Source organism: Streptomyces sp. PA03-6a (assembly GCF_033792765.1).
Taxonomy (GTDB): domain Bacteria; phylum Actinomycetota; class Actinomycetes; order Streptomycetales; family Streptomycetaceae; genus Actinacidiphila.
This window is the reverse complement of record NZ_JARAVK010000425.1, coordinates 1-4,762: the sequence shown is the minus strand read 5'-3', so window position 1 is coordinate 4,762 and position 4,762 is coordinate 1. Positions and strand designations below refer to the sequence as shown.

Here is a 4,762-nt window from a genome sequence, read left to right as displayed (position 1 = left end):
GTGGTGGAGGCGACGTTAACAACAGTGGATCCGGTGGCGGCGCCGGAGGCTTCGCTTGGTGCGTCCTTCCCGTCCAGCCGGGCACACCAGTCGCGGTGGACGTCGGCACGGGAGGCTCGGGCGCACCCCCGTCCTTTCCCGGCGATCTGGGCACACCCAGCACGGTGGACAACGGCCTCGGCGACGTCGTGACTGCCAACGGCGGCGTATTCGGGTCGCACCTCAACGGTGGCGCTGGCGGCACGGCCTTCTGTCCTGGCCAGGGCACAGTCCGACAAGGCGCCAACGGCGGAGATGGCTCGGGCGTCGCCCCGGGTGGGCCCGGTGCCCAGGGAGGCCGTCCGGCAGTGGACGGCATCATCCAGCCGGCGCCGCCGGGTGCAGGCATCGGCGGCTCAGGCGGCGCACGCGGCGTCGGCCCGGACGCCGGCGGCGAGAACGGCGGCCCCGGATACGTCGTCATCTGGTGGTAGCCACTGCACTTCGGCCGACACGCGCCACGGCGCAGCACAGCGGCCCGGAACCCCACCGAGGGGAGCTGGGCCGCTGTGCTGCATCACCGCTTGACGCGCGCGCCCGCGGACCGCGAGGACACCGAGGGCCAGGAGCGTCGGCTCGCATAGCCGCGAGGCCATCTCGATTTCCGCGCCCTCAGCGCCGCCACCTACTCGGCCACGCTCAACTACTCCGTCGCCTTTGGCGCTCCCGATAGGGTCTGGCCCCTGCCACCTGCCGGAATCCGAGGAAGGGACGCCGTCTTGAGCCCAGCGAACGAGGACCGGGACAAAGCCGATCGCGGACGCACCACCTCGCGCGTACGCGGCATGCTCATCGGGCTGGCCCTCGGCGAGACCACGGGGGCGGCACGCGGCACGCTGCCCGGCACGGGGCCGCTGCGCGCCGGCGTCTGCACCCAGTTGGCCTGCTTCACCGTCGAGGGCTCCATCCGCGCCCTGGTCCGCGGAAGCCACAAGGGCATCTGCCATCCCCCGTCCGTGCTCTGGCACGCGTACTGCCGCTGGGCCGCGATCCAGGGCATCGACCGCGACCGGCTGACCGAGCACTGGGGCACGTGGACGGGCGCGGGCTGGCCCTCCGGCTGGCTGGCCGGGATCCCCGTGCTGGCGGAGCGGCGCGGTGCGGCGCCGGCGACCGTCAAGGCGCTGTCCCGGCCGGAGCAGGGCACCGTGGACAAGCCCACGACGACCAGCCGCGGCTGGCACGCGCTCGGCCGCACCCTGCCCATCGCCGCCCTCGGCGAGCCGGCGGCGGTCAAGAGCTGGGACGCGCACGCCCGCGACGTCGCCGCGCTCACCCATGGGGACCCCGGCGCGCAGGCCGCCACGTCCCATGCGACGGTCCTGGCCCGGCACCTCCTGGCCGGGGAGGACATACGAGGCGCCCTCGAAGGCGGCCTGACGGCGCTGCGGGCCTCCGAGCGGGCCGCGGTCATCACCGATGACGAACACGCCCGTCTGCGGGCCGTGTTGGACGGGGTCGTCGCACACCCCGCCGACCCGGCCCGCCTCGCCCGGCTCGCCCCCGACGCCACCGCGCCCTCGGCGCTCCTGGGCGGCCTCTACGCCGCCGCGTCCTTCCCGGACCGCGCGGACCTCGTCGCGGCGCTGCGCTTCGCGGCCGCCGCGCCGGACGGCGAGTCCGTCGCCACCGTGACCGGCGCCTTCCTCGGCGCGGCGCACGGCTTCGAGGCCTTCCCGGTGGACGTGGTGAGCCGCCACGAACTGGTGTGGGTCGTCGACACCCTGGCCCGCGACCTCGTCGCCGAGAACCTCGACGGCCCGAGCGGCAGCGAGTACGTACCGGGCTGGGACCCCCACTGGCGGGACCGCTACCCCGGCTGGTGACGGGGCCGCAGGCTTTCGTCCCAGGGCAGCGGCTCCGGCCGCCGGTACCACCACCAGTTCCGCCCGCCCGTGTCGCCGCCGGCCGCGATCTCCCGGGCGAGGAGGTGTTCCGGGTCCTCGACGGTGTGCGCCACGAACAGCCGGTCCAGCTCGGCCGGCGCGTTCCGGAGCGGTTCCGCGGCCTCCGACGGCAGCGCGGCTGCGGCTTCCGCGAGTTCGTCGCGGGCCTCAAGGCGCCAGCCGTAGAGGTCGGCCGGGCACCATCCCGCGGGCCGCCACCCGTCGGCCATCATCCGGACGAGCATCTCCCACGCCGCCAGGCGGTCGCCCGCACGCCACTCCCACTCCCCCGCCGGCCGCTCCCGGAAGGCGTCGGCGATGGGAGTGGCCACCGCCAGGTCCCAGACGGCTTCCGGGATGCGCATGACCCGCACGTGCGGCAGTGGGGCCACCGGCGCCTCCACCGCGGCCACGATGAATTCGCCCGGCTCGTCGGTGTCGCCCGCCCTGGCCCGCGCCACGGCTCCGTTCGGGGTCGCGACCCAGTAGGCACTGGGCCGGACGCCCTCCGCCGAGAAGAACACGGCCGCGCCCAGCAGCGCCGCGAGCTCGGCGGCCAGGGCGTGCTCGGCGGGCCGGTCCGCATCGGCGGCCATGACGTAGATGTCCAGCGCGAGCGCCACGTCACCGAACCGCTCCCCGGTGGTGCACGACACCAGCGCCTCCCAGTTGCGCTCGATCACGCCGTCGGCGGCGATGTCGACCTCGCTCGTCGGCACGCCGAAGACCCGCGCCAGGGCAGCGGCCACCGCTTCGTCGCAGGGCCGGTCGACGAGGTGGAGGATGTACATCGGCCCGTCCTGTCTCAGGGGGAGGAAGTCCGCCGGGCACGCACCGAAGTGCGTGCCCGGCGGGCGGCCGTCAGCCGCCGGGGGTGGGGTCCGGCGCCGGGACCGTGCGCTGGTGCGGCAGCGTTATCGCGTCGGGCTGCTCCTGACGCAGCACCACGTTCCGCGTCGGGAAGGAGATCTCGATGCCCTCCTCCTGGTAGCGGCGGTGAAGGCGCTTGATGAACTCGTGCTTGATCCGGTACTGCTCCCCGTACTCCGACGTCCGCAGGATCACCGAGAAGTCGATCCGCGACTCGCCGAAGGTGTGGAAGCGGACGACCGTCTCGTGCTCGGGGATGCCGCCCTCGACGTGGGCCATGACCTCGCCCGCGACCTCGATGGTCACCCGCTCCACGTGCTCGAGGTCGTTGCCGTAGCCCACGCCCGCCTGGACGATGAGCGACATCTGCTGCTCGGGCTGGTGGAAGTTGGTGGCGATCGCGCTCGCGAGCTTGGCGTTGGGGATGATCACCAGGTTGTCCGACAGCTGGCGCACCACGGTGTTGCGCCAGTTGATGTCGACGACGTAGCCCTCCTCGCCGCTGCTGAGGCGTATGTAGTCCCCGGGCTGCACGGTCTTGGACGCGAGGATGTGGACGCCCGCGAAGAGGTTGGCGAGGGTGTCCTGCAGGGCCAGGGCGACGGCGAGACCGCCGACGCCGAGGGCGGTGATCAGGGGCGTGACGGAGATGCCCAGGGTCTGCAGCAGGACCAGGAAGCCCATCCCCAGCACGACGACACGGGTGATGTTGACGAAGATCGTCGCGGAGGCCGCGACCCCGGACCGGGCCAGCGCCAGCGACCGGACCGTCTCGGCGACCATGCGGCCCGCGGCGACCGTGGCCGCCAGGATCAGCACCGCCACGAGCACCTGGTTGACGGTCCGGTCGACGATGCGGGTCAGTGGCAGCGCCGCGGCGGCCACCCAGGCGCCCGACGCCAGCGCGGCCCACGGCACGACGGTGCGCAGGGCGGCGACGACGATGTCGTCACCGCCCCACCTCGTCGACCTGGCCCGCTCGCCCAGCCACTTCAGGGCCAGCCGCAGCAGCAGCCCCGCCAGGGCACCGGCGGCGATCGCGGCACCGGCGACGATCAGGTCGTGCAGCGTGAGGGCGCGGTTCACCGGTCGCCTCCCCACGTGCGTACGGATTCACGCACGGGGCGCGGGGGGTGGTGTGTCGTCACTGGTCGCCTCATCGTTCGGGGACGTTCGGGGGATGCTCGAGAGAGTCGCGCCGAACAGGCATTGTCCAGGCGCGAGGTGACACATCCTGCCGCAGCGGCGACGCCGTCCGCATACGGCCCCCACCCCGGCGGCCCGATCCCGCCAAAGTCGCCGCGGCCGGACGCGCCGCAGGCGGGTGCGCCGGTATCCTTCCTGGTCACGATGCCCATCGCCCTCCGGCGGTCACGGCGTTCCCGGTGAGGACTCCCCCTTGGCACCACGCTTCGACACCGCCCGCTTCCACGTGGCCACCGGCCCCGCGGCGCTCTTCGCACGGGTGCGGCACGTGCTGCGCGAGCCCGTACGGCTCACCGCGCGCGGTCCGCACGTGACCGAGCGCCTGGAGCGCCGCGGAGCACCCGTCGAGGCGCTCCTCGCCTTCGACCCCGCGACCTGGGAGCTGGTCTCCGCGGAGGTGCGGACCGACACCGGGAGGTGGGTCAAGGCGACGTGGCGGGTCCGCGTGGCCGGACAGGACTGGTGGGCGGTGATCGGGTTCGGCGACACCCTGGTCACCGTCATCGACGTGGCGCCGCACCGCCGGGGGCTCGGGGACGACACCGTGCGCGAGGGCCCGCTCCACGCGCGCGTGGCGGCCGTCAACGAGGCCCTCATGGCGGAGGGGTGAGCCGACCGGACGCGGTCCGGCCCCACCCCCACACGGACGTGGGGGCGGGGCCGGACCGCGTCCGGTCGTCATGGCTCTTATCTAAGTCTGACGCTGCTGACAATAAGAGCCGAACACCGAACGTTAGCTCCGGGAGCATCAGAAAAGAGAG

5 protein-coding genes are annotated in these 4,762 nt (G+C 73.7%); 3 read left to right on the top strand and 2 right to left on the bottom strand.

Annotation, left to right across the window (positions count from 1 at the left end; all coding sequences use genetic code 11):
• The first annotated feature begins 347 nt into the window (after positions 1–347).
• Complete coding sequence (locus PV350_RS44670) at positions 348–473, top strand: hypothetical protein (protein ID WP_500339077.1); 126 nt, start codon at positions 348–350, stop codon at positions 471–473.
• Positions 474–758: 285 nt separating this feature from the next.
• Positions 759–1,865, top strand: coding sequence for an ADP-ribosylglycohydrolase family protein (locus PV350_RS44665; protein ID WP_499515104.1), 1,107 nt, complete (start codon positions 759–761; stop codon positions 1,863–1,865).
• Here the strand turns inward: PV350_RS44665 and PV350_RS44660 are convergent.
• Together PV350_RS44660 and PV350_RS44655 are read right to left on the bottom strand one after the other, a co-directional pair.
• Positions 1,850–2,716, bottom strand: coding sequence for a hypothetical protein (locus PV350_RS44660; RefSeq protein ID WP_500339076.1), 867 nt, complete (start codon positions 2,714–2,716; stop codon positions 1,850–1,852). The two genes, PV350_RS44665 and PV350_RS44660, sit on opposite strands and share 16 nt — an antisense overlap.
• 70 nt (positions 2,717–2,786) lie before the next feature.
• Positions 2,787–3,881 (bottom strand): mechanosensitive ion channel family protein, encoded by a 1,095-nt coding sequence (locus tag PV350_RS44655; protein WP_500339075.1) that lies wholly within the window; start codon positions 3,879–3,881, stop codon positions 2,787–2,789.
• A 313-nt stretch (positions 3,882–4,194) separates the two neighbouring features.
• Between PV350_RS44655 and PV350_RS44650 the strand changes: the two genes are divergently transcribed.
• Positions 4,195–4,611, top strand: coding sequence for a hypothetical protein (locus PV350_RS44650; protein WP_500339074.1), 417 nt, complete (start codon positions 4,195–4,197; stop codon positions 4,609–4,611).
• Positions 4,612–4,762 lie beyond the last annotated feature (151 nt).